The sequence below is a fragment of the Sinorhizobium sp. 6-70 genome, from assembly GCF_030124375.1.
Classification (GTDB): Bacteria; Pseudomonadota; Alphaproteobacteria; order Rhizobiales; family Rhizobiaceae; genus Sinorhizobium.
In genome coordinates, this window is the sequence record NZ_JASKLS010000002.1 from 508,463 (window position 1) to 530,983 (window position 22,521).

Consider the following 22,521-nt stretch of genomic DNA (forward strand, 5'->3'; position numbering starts at 1 on the left):
TTATGCAGCCTTCTCATGATCCCAGAAATAGACGGTGGCGGGCTCGGGCTCCCAGACGCGCGCGTCTTCGATGCCCGGCAGGTTGACGAGTGCCCGGTATTCGGAACCGAAAGCGACATACTGGTCCGTTTCGGCCATGACCGCCGGCTTGCAGGCAATCGGGTCGCGCACGACGCCGAAGCCGGACTTGGTGCCGACCACGAAGGTGAAAAAGCCGTCGAGATCGTCCAGCGCGGTCGTCAAGGCCTCGCCCAGGTCCTTGCCCTTGGCCATTTCCGCCGTCAGGTAGGCGGCAGCGACTTCCGTGTCGTTCTGCGTCTCGAAGGCCATGCCCTCGCGGATCAGCTCGCGGCGCAGATTGTTGTGGTTCGACAGTGAGCCATTGTGCACGAGGCACTGGTCCGACCCCGTCGAGAACGGGTGCGCACCGAGCGTCGTGACCGCAGATTCCGTCGCCATGCGGGTATGGCCGATGCCATGCGTACCGCTCATGGAGCGCAGGTCGAAGCGGGCAACGACGTCCTTTGGCAGGCCGACCTCCTTGTAGATCTCGACACTGTCGCCAGCGCCCATGATGCGCACATGCGGGCGAATGGAGGCAAGAACGGAGCGAACATCGGCGAGCCTTGCCGCTGCAACCGCAATGACAGCGTGGGTGCTCTTCACAGTCACGCGCGCCGGCAGACCCGCGTCTGCGAGGTCCCGTTCAAGGTCTGCGAAATCGACAGCGGGTTTCGCCGACTGGATCGTTACCTTCGCCCGGCCCTCTGTCGCGGGTCCATAGATGGCTATCCCGGCGGAGTCGGGACCCCGGTCAGTCATGGTAATCAGCATGTCCGAAAGCAGCTGGCCAAGCTGTGGCTCAAGCCTGCTGTCTTTCAGAAACAAACCAACAATGCCGCACATCGCGCAGTCCCTCCGTTTTGTCCATGAAAAATTGGTACCACGTTGCCTGACCACGATCAACTGTGAAGAATATTTTTTTCTTATGAGGCAATATCGCTGATTACGCAGGGCCGTCTGGGTAACAGGTTTTTCCTCTGGCAAAGATGCGTGATTTCGCCAATGCTCAGCTAGGTAGGGCTAATGGCACGCACTCGTGCGCAGCGCCCGCAGTTCACGTTTTCGTCTGGCAATGGCACGCCTTCACTGGAGCGAGGGGCTGATGCCTAGCCTCCAGCACGCCAAGCGACGGCGTCCGATGACAGTCCAGATACACGCGATTCAGACATCGCGCGCGGATCGTTGCCCGCATGAATAACGTTACGCGCGACTCCGGCGGCGCAGGCTTCCCGGCGTCTCCGCAAACAAGCGCCTGAACGCGTTCGAAAAATGTGCGGGGCTGGAAAAACCGGTGGCGTAGGCGATCTCCGGAATGGAGAGCGGACTCTGCTGCAACAGCCGGCGGGCGTGGCGCAGCCGGACCTCGCGGTAGGTCTCAAGAAAGCCGATCCCGCGATGTTCCTTGAAAAGCCGATCGAGATGCCGAGGGCTGACACCGGCCAGCCGAGCCATGTTGGTCCGGTCGAGTGGCCGTTCGATTGCCGTTTCCATCTTCTCGAGTACTGCAAGCAGGGCAGGATGATTGGTCCCGAAGCGCTCTGCGACCGAACCCCGCTGCGGGGCTGCTGGCTCGGCGACGGCCGCGTGCAGATACCAGTCGCTGACCCGGCGGGCAAAATCGGCGCCGAGCCGTTCGGTGATCATCGCATGCATCATATCGAGCGGCGCCACCCCGCCGCCACAGGTGGCAATTGCGCCATCCAGCACGAAGCGCGCGTGTCGCGGGTTGAGATGCGGAAAGGCTTCTTTCAGCGCAGGCGCGTGTTCCCAATGAATTGTGAAGTCGCGATTGTCGAGTAACCCTGCAGCCGCGAGCACGAAGGCCCCGCTGGATATACCGCCGATCCGAACACCGAGACGCGATAGCCGCCTTAGTGTCGTGTGCGACGCAGAAGTGTTCGCCCAGTCGGAAGGCTCGCCGCCTGCGCATACGAAGACGGTATGACAAGTCTCGCCCTCGCTCTCCATATCCCCACAGCCGATCGCCACGCCGGAGGATGAAGTGACGGTCCCTCCCCCCTGCGCGAGTGGCACGATCTGGTAGAGCGCGCGACCGGCGAGAAGATTGGCCGCACGCAGCGGCTCCGTCGCCGCTGCGTAGCTCATCAGCGCAAAGTTCCGAACCAGCAGAAAGCCGATTCTCTGAGTATTCCTGCTGTCGGAAGATGCCGCCATGGCCGATTCTTACATCAAATGGTCCCACTCTTGCAACGCATTGGGTTATTCAGGTGCTAACCTGCCTTCATTGACTTCTTATGGGGCGGCATCCATGCGCTACTCTGCACTTTCCATCCTTCTCAATGGCCTGCGCGGCAACCGGAACTGGACGCCGGCATGGCGCCAGCCCGACCCGAAGCCACATTACGACGTGATCATCGTCGGCGGCGGCGGTCATGGCCTTGCGACGGCCTACTATCTCGCCAAGGAATTCGGCATCACCAATGTCGCCGTACTGGAAAAGAATTACATCGGCTCGGGCAATGTCGGCCGCAACACGACCATCATCCGCTCCAACTACCTCCTTCCAGGCAACAATCCGTTCTACGAGCTTTCCATGAAGCTCTGGGAGGGGCTCGAGCAGGATTTCAACTTCAACGCCATGGTCTCGCAGCGGGGCGTGCTCAACCTCTACCATTCCGACGCCCAGCGCGACGCCTACACGCGGCGCGGCAACGCCATGCGGCTGCACGGGGTGGACGCTGAACTCCTCGACCGCGCGGCCGTGCGCAAGATGCTGCCCTTTCTCGATTTCGACAATGCCCGCTTCCCGATCCAGGGCGGGCTTCTGCAGCGGCGCGGCGGCACGGTGCGGCACGATGCCGTCGCCTGGGGCTACGCCCGCGGCGCCGACAACCGTGGCGTCGATATCATTCAGAATTGCGAAGTGACCGGCATACGACGAGAAAACGGGCGCGTCATCGGCGTCGAGACGAGCCGCGGCATCATCGGCTGTGGAAAGCTCGCACTCGCGGCGGCCGGCAATTCATCGCGGGTAGCGGAAATGGCAGGACTCAAGTTGCCGATCGAAAGCCACGTGCTCCAGGCCTTCGTGTCGGAAGGCCTGAAGCCTTTCATCGACGGGGTCGTCACCTTCGGAGCCGGGCATTTCTACGTTTCGCAATCGGACAAGGGTGGCCTCGTTTTCGGTGGCGATCTCGATGGCTACAATTCCTACGCCCAGCGCGGCAATCTCGCGACGGTCGAACATGTGGCCGAAGCCGGCAAGGCGATGATCCCGGCGCTCTCGCGCGTGCGCGTCCTGCGCTCCTGGGGCGGAATCATGGATATGTCGATGGACGGCTCGCCGATCATCGATCGGACGCCGATCGACAATCTCTATCTGAATGCCGGCTGGTGCTATGGCGGTTTCAAGGCGACCCCTGCCTCCGGGTTCTGCTTCGCGCATCTCGTCGCCCGCGGCACGCCGCAAAAGACTGCCGCCGCCTTCCGGCTCGATCGTTTCGCGCGCGGCTATCTCGTCGACGAAAAGGGGCAAGGCGCCCAGCCCAACCTTCACTGATTTCGCGGACCAAGGAACATCCGAAATGGCAAGTCTCGTGCCCTGCCCGAATTGCGGGCGAAGACCCAAGGAAGAATTCACAATCAAGGGCGCAGCCCTGTCGCGTCCTGCGGCTGGCGCGGATGCCGCCGACTGGTTCGACTACGTCTACCTGCGCGATAACCCGCGCGGCGCCTATGAGGAATACTGGCACCACACTTCCGGTTGTCGCCGCTGGCTCGTTGTGAGCCGGGACACCCAGACGCATGAGGTTGCAGCCTGCCGCGATGCGGCGGACGGCTCTCGCTTGGAGGAGCGTGCATGACTTCCTATCGCTTGCCGAAAGGCGGCCTCATCGATCGCCAGGCGCCACTTTCCTTCACCTTCGACGGCACGCCGCTACAGGGTCTTGCGGGCGACAGCCTTGCCTCGGCCCTGCTTGCCAATGGCCAGCTGCTCGTCGGCCGCAGCTTCAAATATCACCGGCCGCGCGGCATCCTGACGGCAGGCGCGGCCGAACCGAACGCGCTGGTCACCATCGGACGCGGCGGTCGCACCGAGCCGAACACACGCGCCACCATGCAGGAGCTCTACGAGGGCCTGGAGGCGCAGAGCCAGAACCGCTGGCCATCTCTGAATTTCGACGTCGGTGCGCTGAACGGCCTCCTGTCGCCCTTCCTCGGCGCGGGCTTCTACTACAAGACCTTCATGTGGCCGGCGCCACTCTGGGAGAAACTCTACGAGCCTTTCATCCGCAGGGCCGCCGGCCTCGGCAAGGCAAGCTACGAAGCCGATCCCGACGCTTACGAGAAGAGCTGGGCGCATTGCGACCTGCTCGTCATTGGCGCTGGTCCGACGGGGCTTGCCGCGGCGCTCACCGCGGGACGTGCTGGTGCACGGGTCATTCTCGTCGACGAGGGCTCGCTGCCTGGCGGCTCGCTCTTGTTCGATACGGCGACGATAGACGGCAAGGCGGCAGCCGATTTCGCCCGCGATGCGAGCGGCGAGCTGCAGTCGATGCCCAACCTTCGGGTGATGATGCGGACGACCGCCTTCGGCTGGTACGACGGCAATGTCTTCGGCGCAGTCGAGCGCGTGCAGAAGCACGTGCGCGACCCTGTGAACCATGTGCCGGTCGAGCGGCTGTGGCGCATCGTCGCCAGGCAGGCGTTGCTTGCGACCGGCGCGGAAGAGCGACCGCTCGTTTTCGGCGGCAACGACCGGCCCGGCGTGATGATGGCGAGCGCCATGCGCGCATATCTCAACCGCTACGGCGTCGCGCCCGGCAAGGCGACTGCCATCTTCACCATGAACGACAGCGGCTATGCCCTCGCGCGCGATCTCGAGGCCGCGGGCGTCGACGTCGTTGCCATCGTCGACAGCCGGCCGTCGGCCGGCGTGGAATACCACGGCAAGGCGCGCCTGGTCCGAGAGGCGGTTGTTTGCGGCACGAAGGGCCGCAAGACGATTTCGGCGATCGAAGTCTACCGCGACGGTCGAAAGGAAACGATTGCGATCGACGCGCTCGCCATGGCGGGCGGCGGTAGCCCGATCATCCATCTTGCCTGTCATCGCGGCGGCAAGCCCGTCTGGTCGCCGGAAAAGGCGGCGTTTCTTGCGCCCGAGGGGTTGAAAGACCTCGCCGTTGCCGGCGCTGTTGCGGCGACGACAGGCCTTGCTGCCTGCCTCGGAGAAGGGGCCGCCAAGGCTCAGGCAATTGTCAAAGATCTCGGTTTGTCCTGCCCGCCGGTTGCCATTCCGAATGTCGATGGAGACGAGGGCGCAGATCCCGGAAGGCCGCTTTGGTCGATCCCGGGCGTCAAGGGCAAGGCCTTCGTCGACTTCCAGAACGACGTGAATCTCAAGGATATCGGGCTCGCCGTGCGCGAAGGCTACAGTCATGTCGAACTTGCCAAGCGCTACACCACCAGCGGCATGGCCACCGACCAGGGCAAGCTTTCGAACGTCAACGCGATCGGGCTGATCGCCAAGGCACGCGGCGTCTCGCCGGCCGAGGTCGGGACAACAACCTTCCGCCCCTTCTATACGCCGGTATCCTTCGGTGCGCTGACCGGCGCCCATACCGGTCATCATTTCCAGCCGGTTCGCAAGTCGCCACTCCACGACTGGGCGAAGAAGCACGGCGCCGTCTTCGTGGAAACTGGTCTCTGGTATCGTTCTTCCTGGTTCCCGCGGACCGGTGAAAGGACCTGGCGGGAAAGCGTCGAGCGGGAAGTGCTGAACGTTCGAAAGAATGCCGGCCTCTGCGACGTATCGATGCTCGGCAAAATCGAGATCTCAGGGCGCGACGCCGCTGAATTCCTGAACCGGGTTTATTGCAACGCCTTCCTCAAACTGCCCGTCGGCAGGGCGCGTTACGGCCTGATGCTGCGCGAAGACGGGATGATCTACGACGATGGCACGACGAGCCGTCTCGAGGAGAACCGCTTTTTCATGACGACGACGACCGCCTATGCGGCCGGCGTAATGAACCACCTCGAATTCTGCGCGCAGGCACTCTGGCCGGATCTGGAGGTGCGTCTCGCGTCCATCACCGACCAGTGGGCGCAGATGGCGATTGCCGGTCCGAAAGCACGCACGATCCTGCAGAAGGTCGTCGATGAGGATATCTCCGACGCGGCCTTCCCGTTTCTCGCGGCGAAAGAGGTTTCGCTGTTCGGCGGCGCGCTTCACGGTTGCCTCTTCCGGATTTCCTTCTCGGGCGAGCTCGCCTACGAGCTTGCGGTTCCGGCCGGCTACGGCGAAAGCGTCGCCGATGCGTTGATGGAAGCGGGAAAGGACCACGGCATCATGCCCTACGGCGTCGAGACGCTCAGCGTGCTGCGGATCGAGAAAGGCCATGTGACGCACAACGAGATCAACGGTACTGTCGTGCCGGCCGATCTCGGCTTCGGAAAAATGGTCTCCGCGACCAAGCCCGATTTCATCGGCAAGGCGATGCTTCAGCGCGAGGGGCTGGCCGCGCCCGATCGGCCCCAACTGGTCGGCGTCGTGCCGTTCAACCCGGAACAGTCGTTCCGCACCGGCTCGCACATCCTCGCCAAGGGAGCTGCGGCCACGCTCGAAAACGACCAGGGCTATGTGACCTCGAGTGCCTATTCGCCGCATATCGGATCGACCATCGCTTTGGCGTTGGTCAAGAACGGTCCCGACCGGCACGGCGAGGAGGTGGTCGTGTGGAACGGCCTTTATGGCGAGTCCACCCCCGCGCGTCTGTGCAACCCGGTTTTCTTCGACCCTCAGAACGAGAGGCTCCATGTCTGAATTCCGCCCGACCCATCGCCCGGCGCTTGGCACCAAGCAGACGGTTTCTTCTGCCGCTCTCAGGCTCTCGCCACTGCCGGAAGGCACAATCATCCATGTGCTCGCCCAGCCGGGAGAACAGGATGTCGTGTCCTTCCTCGGCAGATTTACCAAATCGCCTGCGCATGCCGTGCGCCCGGTTTCGCCCGGGCAGTGGTTCATCGTTCATGATGAGCCAATGCCCCACCAGGAGATGAAGAGCCTCTTTGCCACTCTCGAACCGCGCGCCACCGGCGTCGATCAGAGCCACGGCCGCGTACGCATCCGGATCGAGGGAAAGATGGCCTCCCGTGCGCTTTCAAAAGGCACCGCAATCGACCTTGACCCATCCGTATTCCCGATCGGGCAATCCGCGGTGACGCTGATCGGCCATATCGCAGCCCACATCACCCGCGTCGGCTCCGAAGCCTTCGAAATCATCGTGCTGCGCGGCTTTGCCGAAAGCCTCTGGGACGATCTCGCCCGCATGAGCCTGGAATTCAGTTGAACCCAAACATCCTGTCCAAGAGCGAACATGACGACGATCATCGACGGTAAAGCCGTTGCCGCTACCATCATCGACGCGATAAAAGATGCAAATGCCGAGCTACAGGCGCAGACCGGCAAGAAAACCGGGCTTGCGGTCATTATCGTTGGCGACGATCCCGCAAGTCATGCCTATGTGGGCGCAAAAGGCCGCATGGCCAAGGAGTGCGGTTTCTTTTCGCTCCAGTACACGCTACCGCAAGAGACGACGCAGCATGAGCTTGCGGCATTGGTGGATGAACTGAACGGCGATGACAGCATCCATGGAATTCTCGTGCAACTGCCTTTGCCGCAACATCTCGATGCAGAAGCCATCATTCAGTCGATCCTGCCTGAAAAGGACGTTGACGGCCTGCATGTTGCCAATGCCGGAAAGCTGGCAACCGGCGACCTGAAGAGCGGGTTGATGTCCTGCACGCCCGCAGGCGCGATGGTATTCGTGCGGAACACGCATGGCAGTGACCTCTCCGGCCTGAATGCGCTGGTCATTGGTCGTTCCAATCTCTTCGGCAAGCCGATGGCGCAATTGCTGCTGAATGCCAATGCGACCGTGACGATCGCCCATTCGCGCACGAGTGATCTACCCGCGGCCTGCCGGAATGCCGATATCTTGGTCGCGGCGGTTGGCAGGCCCGAAATGGTCAAGGCGAACTGGGTGAAGCCGGGAGCGACAATCATCGATGTCGGGATCAACCGGGTTCCCGCACCGGAGAACGGCGAGAAGAAGACGAAGTTGGTCGGAGACGTCGCGTTCGCGGAATGCGCACCGATCGCGTCCGTCATTACGCCCGTTCCGGGTGGCGTAGGACCGATGACCATCTCCATGTTGATGGCCAACAGCGTGATCGCCGCTCACAGAGCGATGGGCTCCAAGGTCTCCGAGAAGCTTACGACACTGATATTCGCTTGAGGACTGGCGTCCGGAAAACAGCCTCGCCTCGCGCGCATAATAGTCGACGGCCGCTTCGACATCACTACAGGCCAGTTCCCTGGGAGCAATCGCTTTGTTCTTCACTTGCTCTGTCGACCACCAACTCGATCGCGCAGACTGGTGAAATATTCCGCGTCGACCGGATCGGTCGGTGCGGACGAAGCTCCGTCAAGCAATAGAGCAATTCCAGGAAAAGTGTGTAACGTTTTCCGTCCGGAATTGCGCAGTTTCAGAGAGTTAGATCAGTTCAGTGTTTCAATGAAACAATGAACTGATCTAGCCGATGTAACGCGAGACAGTCCTGATCTCGACGTATCAATTCCCGGATATACTCGCTGCTCGTCCCATAGCCCCTTCCGGCGACTTGCTCATCGACGAAGCTCTTAAGATGGTCCGGCAGAGAAATGAATCTTCGCTAATCGGGCAGGCAATCACATAGGCCGTACCGTCCTAACTCATTCGTGAACGCACCCACCCGGATCATTCCGTCGGTTCGATCGTTCCGCCCTCTGTGGCTTATCGATAGTCGCGTCGCTCTGGACCGTCATCAAAACAGGGAGCTGGACATGCAAACTCCTGGCGCACTCGACATCTCGCGGCGCGACCTGCTGGTCGCTTCGGCCGCCACCGTCACCGTGGCGGGCGCAGGATCGCTCGCTCACGCCAAGACCAATACCTCCGCAGCGCCTGCGGGCACGAAAGTTTCCTTCACGGTAAACGGCGAGCGCCGCGAGCTCGAGCTCGACAATCGCACGACGCTTCTCGACGCACTCCGCGAGCATCTGCATCTGACGGGCACGAAGAAGGGATGCGACCACGGCCAGTGCGGAGCCTGCACGGTCCTCGTCGACGGCCGCCGGGTAAACGCCTGCCTGACGCTCGCCGTGATGCATGATGGAGACGAGATCACCACGATCGAAGGATTGGGACAGCCGGACAACCTTCACCCGATGCAGGCTGCATTCGTCAAGCACGATGGATTCCAGTGCGGCTTTTGTACCCCTGGTCAAATCTGCTCCTCCGTCGCCATGCTCGATGAGATCAAGGCTAACATTCCGAGCCATGTGACCGCCGATTTGACGGCGCCGTCCGAAATCACGCCCGCCGAAATCCGTGAGCGCATGAGCGGCAATATCTGTCGTTGCGGCGCCTACTCGAACATCGTCGAAGCGATCACCGAAGTCGCGGGGAGGAAGGCATGAGAGCGTTCAGTTACCAGCGCGCCTCGTCGATCGAGGAGGCGGCGAAGGCCGCGGTCGGCACAGAGGGCGCGAAATTCATCGCCGGCGGCACGAATCTCCTCGATCTGATGAAGCTCGAGATCGAGACCCCGACCCATCTGATCGACGTCAACGGGTTGGGGCTGGACAGGGTCGAACCGACGCCGGAAGGTGGCCTCAGGATCGGCGCCCTCGTCCGCAATACCGACCTTGCCGCCGACGAACGGATCCGCCGCGATTACGCCCTGTTGTCGCGAGCTCTCCTTGCCGGAGCGTCAGCACAATTGCGAAACAGGGCGACGACCGCCGGCAATCTGCTTCAGCGCACGCGCTGTCCCTATTTTTACGACACCAACCAGCCCTGCAACAAAAGGCAGCCCGGCAGCGGCTGCGCGGCGCTCGCCGGCTTCAGCCGCCAGCTTGCGGTGGTTGGGGTCAGCGATGCCTGCATCGCCAGCCACCCGAGCGACATGGCGGTCGCGATGCGCGTGCTCGACGCCGCGGTCGAGACGGTTCGAGCCGATGGTACGAGGCGCAGCATTCCGATTGCGGAGCTCCATCGCTTGCCCGGCGACACGCCGCATATCGAGCATGTCCTCGAGCGGAGCGAGCTGATCACGGCGGTCGTCCTGCCTAAGCCGCTTGGTGGCAAGCAGATCTATCGCAAAGTTCGCGACCGCGCGTCCTACGCCTTTGCGCTCGTCTCCATCGGTGCCGTCGTGCAGCCGGATGGAACGGGCCGCGTTGCGATAGGCGGCATCGCTCCCAAGCCGTGGCGTGAGGAGGCGGTCGACAACGAGCTTGCGAACGGAGCAAAGGCGGCAGCCGCCAAGCTTCTCGCGAATGCCCGCCCGACGGAACAGAACGCTTTCAAGCTCACACTCGTCGAACGCACGCTGAGTGCGGTTCTTGCCGAAGCGAGGGGATGAGGAAATGAGATTTGACAAACCAGCAACGACGAATCCGATTGACCAACTCAAGGTCGTCGGCCAGCCGATCCATCGCGTCGACGGTCCGCTCAAGACCACCGGCCGGGCGGTCTATGCCTACGAATGGCACGATCCGAATAACCGCTATGCCTACGGCTATGTCGTCGGCTCGGCGATCGCCAAGGGCAGGATCAAGTCAATCGATGTTACCGCCGCAAGACGCGCGCCCGGCGTGATTGCGGTCGTCACGTCCGACGGCGTGGGAGAATTGAAGAAGGGCAAGTACAATACCGCCAAGCTCTTCGGCGGCAGGGAAATCCAGCATTATCATCAGGCGATTGCGGTCGTGGTGGCGGAAACATTCGAAGAGGCCCGCGCGGCCGCCGCGCTCGTCAAGGTTGACTATATCGAGGAAAAGGGCGCCTTCGACCTGGCGGCGGCGAAGGACACTGCCGTCAAACCGGAGGAAGGCGGGTCGGATTCCGCGGCAGGCGACTTCGATGCCGCCTTCGAGACAGCGCCCGTCAAGCTCGATCAAGTCTACACCACCCCGGACCAGTCGCATGCAATGATGGAGCCGCATGCCTCCATCGCCGCCTGGAACGGCGAAGAACTGACGGTCTGGACGTCGAGCCAGATGATCGACTGGTGGCGGACAGACCTCGCAACGACCCTCGGGATCGACAAAGCGAAGGTCCATGTCATGTCGCCGTTTGTTGGCGGAGGCTTCGGAGCCAAGCTGTTCCTGCGCGCAGACGCGGTGCTCGCGGCGCTTGCCGCGCGCGAAGCCAAGCGCCCGGTGAAAGTCGCCCTCCCTCGTCCGTTTCTGATGAACAACACCACGCATCGCCCGGCGACGATCCAGAGGATCCGCATCGGCGCCGAGCGTGACGGCAGGATCACCGCGATCGCGCATGAAAGCTGGTCCGGGGACCTTCCGGGCGGTGGGCCCGAAGTGGCGGTCCAGCAGACGCGTCTGCTTTATGCCGGTGAAAACCGGATGACCGCCATGCGGCTAGCCACGCTCGACCTTCCGGAAGGAAACGCCATGCGTGCTCCCGGCGAAGCGCCGGGCATGATGGCGCTGGAGATCGCGATCGACGAGATGGCCGAGCGGCTCGGGCATGACCCCGTTGAGTTCCGGATCGTCAACGACACACAGGTCGACCCCGAAAACCCCGAGAGGCCCTTCTCGCACCGCAATCTCGTCGCGTGCCTCCGAACAGGCGCGGAGCGCTTCGGGTGGCAAGACCGAAGCAAGCAACCTGGAGGCAGGCGCGAAGGCAATTGGCTGGTCGGCATGGGAGTCGCCTCGGCGTTCCGCAACAATCTACTGGTGCCCTCTGGAGCCCGCGTCCGCCTCGATCGCGAGGGCATCGTCACGGTGGAAACCGATATGACGGACATCGGCACGGGCAGTTACACGATCATTGCCCAGACTGCTGCGGAAATGCTCGGCGTACCGATCGACAAGGTCGCCGTCAGGCTGGGCGACTCGCGCTTCCCCGTTTCATCGGGCTCGGGCGGGCAGTTCGGAGGAAACTGCTCCACGGCAGGCGTTTACGCCGCCTGCATCAAGCTGCGTGAGGCTGTGGCGCAGAGGCTCGGCTTCAACAATGCCGAGGGTCTCGTCTTCGCCCGTGGCGAAGTGCGGGCCGGCGAGCGCAGCATGTCGCTCGCGCAGGCTGCAAGCGATGAGGTGCTCGTGGCCGAGGACCGCATCGAGTTCGGCAAGCTCGCCGAGACCCATCAACAGTCCACCTTCGGCGCGCATTTCGTCGAGGTCGGCGTCGATGTGGCGACGGGCGAGACACGAATACGGCGGATGCTGGCTGTGTGCGCCGCGGGCCGCATCCTCAATCCGATCACCGCACGCAGTCAGGTGATCGGCGCGATGACGATGGGGGTCGGTGCCGCGCTGTCCGAGGAGCTCGTCGTGGACAAGGAACGCGGCTTCTTCGTCAACCACGACCTCGCCGCCTACGAGGTGCCGGTGCATGCCGACGTTCCGCATCAGGAAGTCGCCTTCCTGGACGAAACCGATCCGATATCGTCGCCGATGAAGGCCAAGGGCATCGCCGAGCTTGGTCTATGCGGCGTCGCGGCGGCTGCCGCCAATGCCATCTATAACGCAACCGGCATCCGCGTGCGCGACTATCCGATCACGCTCGACAAGCTTATCAAAGGACTTCCGGAACTCAGCTAGCGCCTGCGCTAGAGCAATTCCAGGAAAAGTGTGCAGCGGTTTTCCGTCCGGAATTGCGTAGTTTCAACGAGTTAGATCATTTCAGTGTTTCAATGAAACAATGAAATGATCTAAAGGACTAAAAGTGGTCGACGGCCGCAGTCGTCTTTTGCGCCACTCGAATGTTCGTGGATGGTAAGACGGCAAGATGAAGCGGCGCGTGCCAGCAGCCTGCAGCAAAACGACGGTGAGATCGGCTCGAGCTCAGTCGAAGAGCGTGCCCTTGGCACCCTCATATTCCCGAGCAAGAGTTTCGATCGCCGCCGATGCCTCATCGAAGGTCCAGCCCGCCTCTTCCGCTCTGTGGGCAAGCGCGAGCAACCCGTCGTTCATCTTTCCGCCGATTGCCGCAACAATACTGTCCTGAGAGGTTGCGGTCAGATCGGATACGGCTGGCCTCAGCGCTGCAATGCAGTCTGTCTGGCGCCCCGGATAATCGGAAGTCTGCCGAGGCCGGGAAATCGCTTGTGAGTCCTCCATCACTCTCTCCATTGCTGTTGGTATTCGAGAGCAGTCACGGCAGAGATCATGGCCTTTGCTCTCGCTTCAGGCGCGTCCCTACTTCAGCTTGACCGAAGGCTCTCTCGCCCAAACACGCAAGCTGCCGAGACTTTTGATAAAGGCTTCGACACTCCTGGCATCTCCGAGGCTGATCGTCCCCTCGTCGAGCGCGTCGGTGATGCCGGCTTTCGCCAGAAGGGGCACGGCCGCCTCGACGTATCCGATGTACTTGCAATGGGCGAAGGCGTCGGCAACGAAATCCCGCGCCGCTGCAACATCGACCAGTTCCGAGACCACTTCAGGCGACGGCAGGAGAGCAACCGCATCGTAAAGGACCGACGGCCCTCCCTCGATCATTTGATGCGCCTGTACCCATTTGCCATCCGACGCTGCCGCCGACCCTCGGGGCGACGAGCTCGAACACGGCCCCTTCTTTCGTGACCGCTGTCGTCACGGCTTTCAAGGTCGATGCATCGGTCCCGTCGGTTACCAGTACCCCCAGCTTGCGACCTTCGAAGCGTTTTGGCCCGCGCTCGACAATGCTCAGCGCTGGCGAGGGGGCGAGATCCTGGCGTGTCGGAACGGCGGCATCCGCCGGTTTCGGAACCGACTTGAGGCCCAACGCGTGCGCAACTTTTTTCCCGAGGGTTTCGTCGATATTGAGGAGATGCGACACCATGCGTTCGCGTATTGCGGGGGTCTGGACCTTGCTCAATTCGAAGGTGAGCGCGTCTGTGATGTGGCGTTGCTCGGGCGGCGTCTGGCTGACGAAGAACAGGCGGGCCTGGCTGTAGTGATCGGCAAAGCTCTCGGCGCGAAGACGGGCCTTGGCGCCCTTTTCGTCGGAAGCGTAGTGCCGGAATCCATCCTCCGGTGACTCGCGCGGTCCCTCGCCCCAGGAGTTCGGCTGATAGTTCACGCGCCCCACCGGGTTGCGCATCGCCATGTGCCCGTCCTGCTGGAAGTGGTGGAAGGGACATTTCGGCGCATTGATCGGAATGTGCGTGAAGTTGGGACTGCCAAGCCGCTTGAGCTGCGTGTCGAGGTAGGAGAAGTTTCGCCCCTGCAACAAAGGATCATTGCTGAAATCGATACCAGGCGGCACATTCTGGGTCATGAAGGCGACCTGCTCGGTCTCGGCGAAGAAATTGTCCGGCATCCGGTCCAGGACCAATCGTCCCACCGCCTTCGGCGGCAAAATCTCTTCCGGAATGATCTTGGTGGGGTCCAGGACGTCGAAGTCGAAGGCGTCGGCAAAATCCTGATCGAAAAGCTGGACCTGCAGTTCCCATTCGGGGAAATTGCCGGCCTGTATCGCCTCCCAAAGATCGCGCCGATGAAAATCGGGGTCGGCTCCATTGATCTTCACCGCTTCGTTCCAAGCAACCGATTGGAGGCCGAGCTTCGGCTTCCAGTGAAACTTGACGAAGGTCGATTCGTCCTTGGCGTTGACGAAACGGAAGGTGTGGACGCCAAACCCCTCCATGAATCGGAACGATCGTGGGATCGCACGGTCCGACATGACCCACATGATCATGTGCATGCTTTCCGGGGTGAGACTGATAAAGTCCCAAAAATTGTCATGCGCCGACTGCGCCTGCGGAAAGCCTCTGTCCGGTTCCGGCTTTACGGAATGGATGACGTCAGGGAACTTGATCGCGTCCTGGATGAAGAAGACCGGAATATTGTTGCCGACGATGTCCCAGTTTCCCTCCTTGGTATAGATCTTGACCGCGAACCCCCGAACGTCGCGCGCGAGATCGACAGATCCCTTGCTGCCGGCGACCGTCGAAAATCGCACGAAGGCAGGCGTTCGCTCTCCGGCGCGCTGGAAGACATCCGCGCGCGTTATAGCGGAAAGCGGTTCATAAGTCTCAAAGTAGCCATGTGCGCCATAACCGCGCGCATGCACGACGCGCTCGGGAATGCGCTCGTGGTCGAAATGGAAGATTTTTTCGCGGAAATGAAAATCCTCGATGAGCGTCGGGCCGCGCTCGCCCACGCGCAGGCTGTTTTGGTCGTCCGTAACCGGGCCCCCTTGCGCAGTCGTCAGAACGGGAGTGCCGTCTTCGGCAATCTGATGAAGCTCCCCTCCGTTGCCGCGCGTCAGCTTCTGTTCGTGAATTATGGCCGACCTGGAATTTGCCGGGTGCGCATTTCTCTTGGCCATGGGAATTTCTCCGTCGATCGGACATGGGAACGAACGACAAACCGATGCGTGGATGCTTGGTTCCCCAGAAAGAGCGCGGAGGGGTAAAAACTGCTGCTCTGGCTTCCAGGCTACGCAAAAGCGGCCAGGTGTTTGCCCGTTTACATACGGATGTCGCGGGAAATCGGCGCGAAGAACAGTGCCGCAGGGTACCTGCGAATGGATTCTCTCGGCCTCCATCACGCATGGCCCACTTGGGAGAGGAACGCACCGTCTCGAGATGATGATGCGCGGAACATTCGCGCTCTTCACTGGTTCCCGACTGAACCGCGAAAACCGCCACACGCCGTCGGACACATTCGGCGGGCACCCGCCGCACCGTTAAGGGGATCTCTCATGACACTTGATCTATCCCGTGCTCGCGACCGGATGGTGGATCTTCATATCATCCGCCGTGGGATCGATGATTCCCGTGTCGTCGAAGCCATGCGGATTGTTCCTCGCGAGACGTTTGTCGATCCGGGATTCGAGGAGTTCGCCTATGAAGACGCTCCGCTCGCGATCGGCGAAGGACAGACAATCTCGCAGCCCTACATCGTCGCGCTGATGGTCGCGCAGGCCGAGATCGAGGCCGGCGATACGGTGCTCGAAGTCGGAACCGGCTCCGGTTACGCAGCTGCCGTTTTGAGCAGGATCGCCGGACACGTCTACACCGTCGAACGTCATGCGCCTCTCGCAAACGAGGCCAAGCGGCGATTTACCAAACTCGGCTACGGCAATATCGATGTTCGCATCGGCGATGGAACGAAGGGTTGGCCGGAAGCGGGCCCCTTCGATGCCATTCTCGTTGCGGCAGGTAGCCCTAGCGTGCCTCAAGCGCTGAAGGAGCAGCTCGATCTTGGCGGTCACATGGTCATACCGATCGGATCGGAGCGCGAGCAGCGTTTGCTCAAGGTGACGCGAGTCAACGCCACGACCTTCGAGGAGCATGACCTTGGCGGCGTCCGCTTCGTCCCGCTGATCGGCGAGCACGCCCGCAAAGACGAAAGGTTACAACCTGCCCGCTCGACCCCTCGTCCGCCTTCGCGGACGCTCCCGGAAATGGTGGCCGACGTCGCCGAGCCGTTGCCTGATCTTGACGATCCAGCCTTCGGGCGGCTCTTCGATCGTTTCGGCGAGCGTCGCGTGGTGCTGCTCGGCGAATCCAGTCATGGGACCTCGGAATTCTATCGCGCGCGCGCCGTCATCACCCGCAGGCTGATCGAGGAGCACGGTTTTACGATCGTTGCGGTGGAGGCCGACTGGCCGGACGCGGCAGCTGTTGATCGGTATGTTCGGCACCGCCCCCACAGGCGTGGCATGGACGCTCCCTTCCAGCGCTTTCCGACGTGGATGTGGCGAAACCGCGAGGTCATGGCCTTCGTCGACTGGATGCGCAGACACAACGACGGCCCCGCGGCTCAGGACCAGGCCGGGTTCTACGGACTCGACATCTACAACATGCGCGAATCCATTGCCGCCGTTCTGGACTATCTCGACAAGACCGATCCGGCCGCGGCGGCCGTCGCGAGGGAACGCTACGGATGTCTAACCCCATGGCAAAACGATCCGTCTACCTACGGTCGAGCTGTGCTGACCGCGAGCTACAACAAATGCGAGGAGGCCGTGGTGCGTCAATGCCGGGAGCTGCTCGAGCGGCGCCTCCAAGCAACCGACAGTGACGGGGAGCAGCTTTTCGACGCGGCGCAGAATGCCCGGCTGATTGCGTCGGCCGAACGATACTACCGAACCATGTACTACGCCGGTGCCGGATCGTGGAACTTGCGCGACAAGCACATGTTCGAGACGCTCGAACACCTCCTGGGGTCGCGCGGTTCCGGTTCGAAGGCGGTTGTGTGGGCGCACAATTCCCATATCGGCGACGCGCGCCATACGGAGATGGGAGCAGCTCGTGAGGAGTTGAACATCGGACAGCTTTGCCGTGAACGTTTCGGGGAACAGGCTGCATTGATCGGTTTCGGAACGCACGGCGGCAAGGTGGCGGCGGCAAGCGACTGGGATGGGCAGATCGAGATGAAGGAGATCCGGCCTTCCCTGCCTGGCAGCTACGAACGAGTCTTTCATGACTCGCATGTCGATCGCTTCCTGCTCGATTTCTCGCGCGACGACGCTTTGCGCCAGCGCCTCGACGAGCCGAAGCTCGAACGATTCATCGGTGTCATCTACAAACCAGAGACCGAACGCATGAGCCACTATGCCCACGCGTCGTTGCCGCATCAGTTCGATGCGTTTGTCTGGTTCGACCAGACGACACCGGTAACCCCTCTGATGCCGGAGCATGTAAGCCCAGGCGTCCCGGAGACATTCCCCTTCGGGCTCTGAGGCGAGCAGCGGATCTTTGACGTGATCCTTTTGCGCGGCTATGCCTCGACCGGGCGAGGCGGCCTCTTCACCTGCTTCCAACGAGTTTCCGGAACTTCCCCAAGTCTACCGTGTTTTCGTAGGAGATTCTGTCGGTTTGGAGAAGAGCATGGCGTCAGTCATATCGCCACAAAAGAATTCCAGTCGAGCGGCCGGACCTCTCGCCATGCCGCAGCTCGTCGACGAGGAAGCCGAGGCGTTCGTCGCCGAAGCACTTGCGGAGCTGGTTCGCTCGAAAATTCCCTTCCTGATCGCCGGCACGTTTGCCGTCAGCGCCTATACCGGCATATCGCGGCCGACGAAGGATCTCGATGTCTTTTGCAAGGCGGGCGATTCCGCACGTATCCTCAAGCACTTTAAGTCCCGCGGATATGCGGTCGAAATCGAAGACGACCGCTGGCTGGGCAAAGTGTTCAAGGGCAGATTTTTCTTCGACGTTATCTTCGCCTCGCCAAACGGGACGATGCTGGTCAACGACGGCTGGTTTGCGCATGCGCTGCCGGTGGAAATCAGCGGGTGCCCGGTCTCGATCGCCGCGCCGACCGAATTGGTCTGGTCGAAGTCCTTCATCCAGCTTCGCGAACGCTACGACGGTGCCGACATTGCGCACGTGATCCTGAAGGCGCACGACCGGATCGATTGGGCAAGATTGCTTGAATACATGGAGGTTCACTGGGAAGTCCTGCTCATCCACCTCCTCAATTTCCGATGGATCTACCCTTCCGAGCGCGACAAGGTTCCGCAGTGGTTGTTGGACGAGCTCCTGAGCAGGCTTTCGGCGCAAAGGGACTTGCCGCTGCCCCAGACGAAGATCTGCCGCGGGCGCATATATTCGCGTCCCGACTACGAGATCGACGTCAGAAAATGGGGATTTGCCGATGTCGGCGGCGATGGCGAGATGCGCGAAGGCACAGAGGAGCAGACCCCATGAGCAAGCTGAAAGTCGCCGCGGTCGCGGACCTCCACGTGAAGGAGGACGGATCCGCCTCCTATACGGAACTGTTTTCCGAGATTTCGCAAGCCGCTGACGTGCTCGTCATTGCCGGCGATTTGACGGACCTGGGCAAGCCGGTTGAAGCCGAACTCCTGGCGGACGACCTGAAGTCCTGCGCGGTTCCCGTCGTTGCCGTTCTTGGAAACCACGACCACCAGGGCGATGCGACGGAGGAAATCTCGTCCATTCTCGTTAAGGCCGGCGTCCACCTCCTAAATGGCCAGGCGGTCGAGATCGCGGGCGTGGGATTTGCCGGAACCAAGGGCTTCATCGGCGGCTTCGGCCGGCACATGCTGGGCTCCTTCGGCGAGACTGCCATCAAATCCATGGTCTCGGAGAGCGTCGAAGAGGCCATGCGCCTGGAGAATGCCTTGAGGAACACCAGGGCAAAGCGCGCCCTTGTCGTTCTGCATTATGCCCCGATCGCCGAAACCGTTGCGGGCGAACCCAAGGAAATATATCCGTTTCTCGGTTCATCCCGCCTGGCCGAGACCATCGACCGCTTCAAGGTGAGTGCGGTCGTTCATGGCCATGCGCACCAAGGGACCTATGAAGGGCAAACGCCGGGCGGCGCTCCGGTGTTCAATGTCGCGGCCCACATCGAAAAGCCGACGGGCCGACCCTACGCCATTCTCGAGCTTTGACCGCGCGACGACGGGCACGTGTGGCACACATCAGGCTCACAAGATCGCTTCCGCACGCCTCGGGGCTTGTTGGGCAGCAGCGGCTCAATCACACGCCATTGGAAGTCGGTCAGATCATATCGACTCATGCCGACTCTGAATCACAACTTGGCGCGCTACGAGGGTCACGGGGTCCTTCCGCAATGGCTGCCGGCTCCTGCATCGGCCTCTCACAATTAATGAGTTGACGGCTTAGTTTGATGGCAAGATCGCAATGCTCGGAAGACACGGGCAATACCCGCCTTTGTATCCTTCTACTGGAGTTAAGGAACCGCCGTCCCTCCACAACAAGGACCACGCCAATGAAACTGACTGATTTCAAAGCGCTCACCTTCGACTGCTACGGTACGCTCATCGACTGGGAATCGGGCATGTTCGAGGGCCTCCAGCCGCTGACCGGCCGGCTTGCCACGCCGCTGTCGCGCAACCAGGTGCTCGAGGCACATGCCCGGCATGAATCGTCGCAGCAGCTTCAGACGCCAGGCAAGAACTATCGCGATCTGCTTCCGATCGTCTACAAGCGGCTCGCTGAGGAATGGGGCATCGCTGTTTCCTGGAAGGAATGCGTCGCTTATGGCCAATCCGTGAAAAACTGGCCGGCATTCCCCGATTCCGCCGGTGCTCTCCAGTACCTGAAGCGCCACTACAAGCTCGTCATCCTGTCGAATGTCGACAACGAGAGCTTCGCCGCCAGCAACGAGAAGCTCCAGGTCGAATTCGACGCCATCTACACGGCCGAAGATTGCGGCTCCTACAAGCCCTCCGACCGCAATTTCGAGTACATGCTGAAGAAGCTCGAGAGCCTGGGCATCCAGAAGCACGAGATCCTGCACACTGCGGAAAGCATGTTCCACGACCATGGTCCGGCCAATCGTCACGGCCTTGCATCGTGCTGGATCTATCGCCGCTACGACCAGGAGGGTTTCGGCGCAACGATGCATCCGGGCGATATGCCGAAATACGACTTCCGCTTCGACAGCATGGCCGACCTCGCGAAGGCACACCAGGAAGCATTGCGCGGCTAACTCGAGGAAAGGCGCAGGGAAACGGCGGGATTACCGAAGCTTGACAGGATCGATATCAACATTCTTTCGCAGCTGCAGCAAAACGGCCGCGTTTCGAATGCCGACCTTGGCGAGGCAGCAGGCCTTCGCCAAGGTGCGCCGGCTCGACGAAGCCCGCATCAAGGATCATATAGCTTTGCGACCGTTCCGTCCGTCAGATATCGGCCGAGTTCAGCATGCACAAACACAGGATCGGAGTCTCGCACCGTAGGCAGATTGCTCCGCGCCGGGATCACCTTCGCCAAATCGAGTTCCGCACACAACAATGCGGGAGCGTCCCCAGCGCGCGCCAGTTCTACTCCATTCTCGTCGAGAATACGTGAACCGCCCCAAAAATCGAGGCTCGCCCGTCGCCCGCAGTGGTTTACCATGACTGTCGGTAAACTATAGGTCATCGCCGTATGCCGCAGGTTGATATCCCAGCCGCGCGGATTGTCAAAACCACCGTCGACGACGCCTCTAGCTGAGCCGATTGGCTGAATAAGCAAGTTTGCACCATTGAGTGCAGCCAGCCAGGGCAATGCAGGCGACCAACTGTCGGCGCATATCAAGGTAGCCGCTTTCCATTGACCGCCTAACTCGGCCAAAGTCAGGTTTGAACCTTTGGTATAGAACTCCCCTTCCCGCAAAAGTCCGTAGGTGGGGATGTTGATCTTGCGGTGGACGTGCAAGATTTTCCCGCCGGCAGCAATAACCTGCGAATTATAGTTGAGGCCGTCGTCACCCCGTTCGATAAGGCCGAACGAAATCATGATTTGCCGTGACGCATCAACGATGGTGCCGACATCGGGGGCGCGCACCGACCGACCGAGCTCGTTTACGTCTGGCGCTGAAAGATAATCCGTCAGCGAAAGTTCGGGAAAGACGACCAGATCCGCTCCTCGGGATTTTGCATCGTGAATCGCTGCAAGATGAAGGTTGATATTGGCGGCGATATCACCTGGGGCACTTTCGATCTGTGCGGCCGCAACCGTGAGCTTGGACATAAGGTTCACCAACTTGATCTGATCGCACATCGCCCCAACGTCTCGTTGGGGCGACTGTTCACGATGGGTGTTCTTAGATCATGCCTTGCGATTTCAGGAATTCGGTCGCCACGTCTTCCACTGTTCGCTTGTCGACATCGACAGATGCGTTGAGTTTTGCCATCGTCGCGTCATCCAGTTTAGCGGACAGGCCGTTGAGGATCTCCGTCAGTTCCGGCGAACCGTCGAGCACCTCTTTGCGGATAACCGGCGTCAGCGCATAGTCCGGGAAATATCCCTTGTCATCCTTGAGGACCACGAAATTGAAGGCCGGAACACGGCCGTCCGTTGCGAAGACCAGGGCGGTGTCTATCTGGGAGTCCCGAAGCGCCTGGTAGACGAGGCCGGTATCCATTCGCTTTACGTTCTCGCGTCCGAACTCGAAGCCGTAGGCCTGTTCCAGTGGCTTGAGACCGTCGGCGCGAGCATAGAATTCAGCGTTGCACCCGAAGGTGATTATGTCGCCGCCGCCGATCTTTGAAGCGAGTTCCGACAGGGTCGAAATACCCTTGGCGGACGCGTCGTCCTTCCGCATCGCGATCGCATAGGTATTGTTGGCCTTGGAGGGATTCAACCAGACGAGGCCTTTGGCGGCGTCAAGCTCCTTGACCTTCGCGTAGGTCGCGTTCGCATCGAGTTTGTCTGTGATCTTGTTGAAGGTAATCAGCGACGTACCGGTGTACTCCCAATAGACATCGATCTGTCCGGCCTCCTGGGCCTGGCGCAGCGGTGCAGTGCCGAGGCCGTCACGCTTGTCGACCGTGAACCCCTTCGCGCGCAGGAGCTGGCTCGTCATCTCGGCCATGATCTGTTGCTCGGTAAAGTTCTTGCCGCCGACGACGACGTCCTTGGCGGTGGCGACGACTGCTGTCATGGCGAACGCAATTCCCGCGACCAGACAGGTCAATCCCAGTTTCTTCATGTTGTATTCCCCTTTCTAGTTAATGT

The 22,521-nt window shown here is 61.2% G+C and carries 17 protein-coding genes and 3 pseudogenes; 13 read left to right on the forward strand and 7 right to left on the reverse strand.

What is annotated here, in order from left to right; all coding sequences use genetic code 11:
* Positions 1-906, reverse strand: a complete 906-nt coding sequence (locus tag QN222_RS06130) for a glutamine amidotransferase family protein (RefSeq protein WP_283963759.1) — start codon at positions 904-906, stop codon at positions 1-3.
* 357 nt (positions 907-1,263) lie between these two features.
* Positions 1,264-2,238 carry a GlxA family transcriptional regulator gene (locus tag QN222_RS06135; RefSeq protein WP_283963758.1) on the reverse strand — a complete coding sequence of 325 codons (975 nt, stop codon included), beginning with the start codon at positions 2,236-2,238 and terminating at the stop codon, positions 1,264-1,266.
* A 94-nt stretch (positions 2,239-2,332) separates the two neighbouring features.
* On the opposite strand from QN222_RS06135, the gene QN222_RS06140 reads away from it, so the two are divergent.
* Genes QN222_RS06140 through folD form a run of 5 tightly spaced genes read left to right on the forward strand, consistent with a single transcriptional unit; the run spans position 2,333 to position 8,321 of the window.
* Entirely contained in the window at positions 2,333-3,583 is a 1,251-nt protein-coding gene (locus tag QN222_RS06140; protein WP_284005306.1) for a sarcosine oxidase subunit beta, read from the forward strand.
* Positions 3,584-3,608: 25 nt separating this feature from the next.
* On the forward strand, positions 3,609-3,887 hold the full coding sequence (locus QN222_RS06145; protein ID WP_283963729.1) for a sarcosine oxidase subunit delta: 279 nt from the start codon (positions 3,609-3,611) through the stop codon (positions 3,885-3,887).
* Positions 3,884-6,847 carry a sarcosine oxidase subunit alpha gene (locus tag QN222_RS06150; RefSeq protein WP_283963730.1) on the forward strand — a complete coding sequence of 988 codons (2,964 nt, stop codon included), beginning with the start codon at positions 3,884-3,886 and terminating at the stop codon, positions 6,845-6,847. Before QN222_RS06145 ends, QN222_RS06150 begins: the two co-directional genes overlap by 4 nt.
* Positions 6,840-7,373: a sarcosine oxidase subunit gamma gene (locus tag QN222_RS06155; RefSeq protein WP_283963731.1), complete on the forward strand. Its 534-nt coding sequence runs from the start codon at positions 6,840-6,842 to the stop codon at positions 7,371-7,373. The genes QN222_RS06150 and QN222_RS06155 overlap by 8 nt, the downstream gene beginning before the upstream one ends.
* A gap of 27 nt (positions 7,374-7,400) precedes the next feature.
* Positions 7,401-8,321, forward strand: coding sequence for a bifunctional methylenetetrahydrofolate dehydrogenase/methenyltetrahydrofolate cyclohydrolase FolD (gene folD / locus QN222_RS06160; protein WP_283963732.1), 921 nt, complete (start codon positions 7,401-7,403; stop codon positions 8,319-8,321).
* Between the two features lie 101 nt (positions 8,322-8,422).
* On the opposite strand, the pseudogene QN222_RS06165 reads toward folD, so the two are convergent.
* Positions 8,423-8,748: pseudogene (locus QN222_RS06165) on the reverse strand (type II toxin-antitoxin system ParD family antitoxin).
* 160 nt (positions 8,749-8,908) lie between these two features.
* Here QN222_RS06165 and paoA point away from each other — a divergent pair.
* The 3 genes from paoA to paoC are packed head-to-tail and all read left to right on the forward strand — an operon-like array spanning position 8,909 to position 12,697.
* Positions 8,909-9,544: an aldehyde dehydrogenase iron-sulfur subunit PaoA gene (paoA, locus tag QN222_RS06170; protein WP_283963733.1), complete on the forward strand. Its 636-nt coding sequence runs from the start codon at positions 8,909-8,911 to the stop codon at positions 9,542-9,544.
* Positions 9,541-10,491: a xanthine dehydrogenase family protein subunit M gene (locus tag QN222_RS06175; protein WP_283963734.1), complete on the forward strand. Its 951-nt coding sequence runs from the start codon at positions 9,541-9,543 to the stop codon at positions 10,489-10,491. Before paoA ends, QN222_RS06175 begins: the two co-directional genes overlap by 4 nt.
* A gap of 4 nt (positions 10,492-10,495) precedes the next feature.
* Entirely contained in the window at positions 10,496-12,697 is a 2,202-nt protein-coding gene (gene paoC / locus QN222_RS06180) for an aldehyde oxidoreductase molybdenum-binding subunit PaoC (RefSeq protein ID WP_284005308.1), read from the forward strand.
* A 243-nt stretch (positions 12,698-12,940) separates the two neighbouring features.
* Here paoC and QN222_RS06185 read toward each other — a convergent pair whose 3' ends face one another.
* On the reverse strand, positions 12,941-13,216 hold the full coding sequence (locus tag QN222_RS06185) for a hypothetical protein (RefSeq protein ID WP_283963737.1): 276 nt from the start codon (positions 13,214-13,216) through the stop codon (positions 12,941-12,943).
* 78 nt (positions 13,217-13,294) lie between these two features.
* Positions 13,295-15,407 (reverse strand): annotated as a pseudogene (locus tag QN222_RS06190) (catalase).
* A 375-nt stretch (positions 15,408-15,782) separates the two neighbouring features.
* On the opposite strand from QN222_RS06190, the gene QN222_RS06195 reads away from it, so the two are divergent.
* From QN222_RS06195 to QN222_RS30375, 5 genes and pseudogenes are all read left to right on the forward strand, one after another.
* Positions 15,783-17,768, forward strand: coding sequence for a protein-L-isoaspartate(D-aspartate) O-methyltransferase (locus QN222_RS06195; protein WP_283963738.1), 1,986 nt, complete (start codon positions 15,783-15,785; stop codon positions 17,766-17,768).
* 148 nt (positions 17,769-17,916) lie between these two features.
* Complete coding sequence (locus tag QN222_RS06200; protein WP_283963739.1) at positions 17,917-18,738, forward strand: hypothetical protein; 822 nt, start codon at positions 17,917-17,919, stop codon at positions 18,736-18,738.
* Positions 18,735-19,445, forward strand: coding sequence for a metallophosphoesterase (locus QN222_RS06205; RefSeq protein ID WP_283963740.1), 711 nt, complete (start codon positions 18,735-18,737; stop codon positions 19,443-19,445). Before QN222_RS06200 ends, QN222_RS06205 begins: the two co-directional genes overlap by 4 nt.
* 341 nt (positions 19,446-19,786) lie before the next feature.
* Complete coding sequence (locus tag QN222_RS06210) at positions 19,787-20,509, forward strand: haloacid dehalogenase type II (protein ID WP_283963741.1); 723 nt, start codon at positions 19,787-19,789, stop codon at positions 20,507-20,509.
* A gap of 48 nt (positions 20,510-20,557) precedes the next feature.
* Positions 20,558-20,635, forward strand: a pseudogene (locus QN222_RS30375) (AsnC family transcriptional regulator); the annotation flags it as partial.
* A 32-nt stretch (positions 20,636-20,667) separates the two neighbouring features.
* Here QN222_RS30375 and QN222_RS06215 read toward each other — a convergent pair.
* Both QN222_RS06215 and QN222_RS06220 read right to left on the reverse strand, forming a co-directional pair.
* On the reverse strand, positions 20,668-21,534 hold the full coding sequence (locus QN222_RS06215) for a nitrilase-related carbon-nitrogen hydrolase (protein ID WP_283963742.1): 867 nt from the start codon (positions 21,532-21,534) through the stop codon (positions 20,668-20,670).
* A gap of 73 nt (positions 21,535-21,607) precedes the next feature.
* Entirely contained in the window at positions 21,608-22,495 is an 888-nt protein-coding gene (locus QN222_RS06220) for a glycine betaine ABC transporter substrate-binding protein (RefSeq protein ID WP_283963743.1), read from the reverse strand.
* Positions 22,496-22,521 lie beyond the last annotated feature (26 nt).

Bases quoted from the DNA above. Each gene is read 5' to 3' on its own strand.
- QN222_RS06130 (WP_283963759.1), bottom strand. From the start codon at position 906: ATGTGCGGCATTGTTGGTTTGTTTCTGAAAGACAGCAGGCTTGAGCCA.
- QN222_RS06135 (WP_283963758.1), bottom strand. From the start codon at position 2,238: ATGGCGGCATCTTCCGACAGCAGGAATACTCAGAGAATCGGCTTTCTG.
- QN222_RS06140 (WP_284005306.1), top strand. From the start codon at position 2,333: ATGCGCTACTCTGCACTTTCCATCCTTCTCAATGGCCTGCGCGGCAAC.
- QN222_RS06145 (WP_283963729.1), top strand. From the start codon at position 3,609: ATGGCAAGTCTCGTGCCCTGCCCGAATTGCGGGCGAAGACCCAAGGAA.
- QN222_RS06150 (WP_283963730.1), top strand. From the start codon at position 3,884: ATGACTTCCTATCGCTTGCCGAAAGGCGGCCTCATCGATCGCCAGGCG.
- QN222_RS06155 (WP_283963731.1), top strand. From the start codon at position 6,840: ATGTCTGAATTCCGCCCGACCCATCGCCCGGCGCTTGGCACCAAGCAG.
- folD (WP_283963732.1), top strand. From the start codon at position 7,401: ATGACGACGATCATCGACGGTAAAGCCGTTGCCGCTACCATCATCGAC.
- paoA (WP_283963733.1), top strand. From the start codon at position 8,909: ATGCAAACTCCTGGCGCACTCGACATCTCGCGGCGCGACCTGCTGGTC.
- QN222_RS06175 (WP_283963734.1), top strand. From the start codon at position 9,541: ATGAGAGCGTTCAGTTACCAGCGCGCCTCGTCGATCGAGGAGGCGGCG.
- paoC (WP_284005308.1), top strand. From the start codon at position 10,496: ATGAGATTTGACAAACCAGCAACGACGAATCCGATTGACCAACTCAAG.
- QN222_RS06185 (WP_283963737.1), bottom strand. From the start codon at position 13,216: ATGGAGGACTCACAAGCGATTTCCCGGCCTCGGCAGACTTCCGATTAT.
- QN222_RS06195 (WP_283963738.1), top strand. From the start codon at position 15,783: ATGACACTTGATCTATCCCGTGCTCGCGACCGGATGGTGGATCTTCAT.
- QN222_RS06200 (WP_283963739.1), top strand. From the start codon at position 17,917: ATGGCGTCAGTCATATCGCCACAAAAGAATTCCAGTCGAGCGGCCGGA.
- QN222_RS06205 (WP_283963740.1), top strand. From the start codon at position 18,735: ATGAGCAAGCTGAAAGTCGCCGCGGTCGCGGACCTCCACGTGAAGGAG.
- QN222_RS06210 (WP_283963741.1), top strand. From the start codon at position 19,787: ATGAAACTGACTGATTTCAAAGCGCTCACCTTCGACTGCTACGGTACG.
- QN222_RS06215 (WP_283963742.1), bottom strand. From the start codon at position 21,534: ATGTCCAAGCTCACGGTTGCGGCCGCACAGATCGAAAGTGCCCCAGGT.
- QN222_RS06220 (WP_283963743.1), bottom strand. From the start codon at position 22,495: ATGAAGAAACTGGGATTGACCTGTCTGGTCGCGGGAATTGCGTTCGCC.